The organism is Streptomyces violaceorubidus (assembly GCF_000717995.1).
Classification (GTDB): Bacteria; Actinomycetota; Actinomycetes; order Streptomycetales; family Streptomycetaceae; genus Streptomyces; species Streptomyces violaceorubidus.
The window spans coordinates 1-319 of record NZ_JODM01000181.1 but is presented as its reverse complement, the minus strand read 5'-3'; the positions used below and the strand labels follow the sequence as shown (position 1 = coordinate 319).

Here is a 319-nt window from a genome sequence, read left to right as displayed (position 1 = left end):
GCTTCTTCTGGTCCTCGGTGGCGCGAGCGTTGTCCAGGTCCGGGACGTTGGCTGCGCGCATTTCGTCCAGATATACCTGCGGCACCGTCCTCCTGCCTGATTTGACAGTCTTGAGCCACTGGTAGGTCTGGCGTGTTTTCCCGCCGGCGCTTGGCTTGAAGTTGTTGTTGCGGAGGATCTCCATGTGTTCTTCCGCGGTCCGCTTCTCCATGTTTTCTTCCGGGGTCCGATTCTTCTGGTCCTCGGTGGCGCGAGCGTTGTCCAGGTCCGGGACGTTGGCTGCGCGCATTTCGTCCAGATATACCTGCGGCACCGTCCT

General features: G+C 60.5%; 1 protein-coding gene. It reads right to left on the bottom strand.

Annotated features, from left to right (window positions below):
* On the bottom strand, positions 1–289 hold a 289-nt coding region (locus IE94_RS36845; RefSeq protein WP_157849461.1), incomplete at its 3' end, for a hypothetical protein.
* Positions 290–319 lie beyond the last annotated feature (30 nt).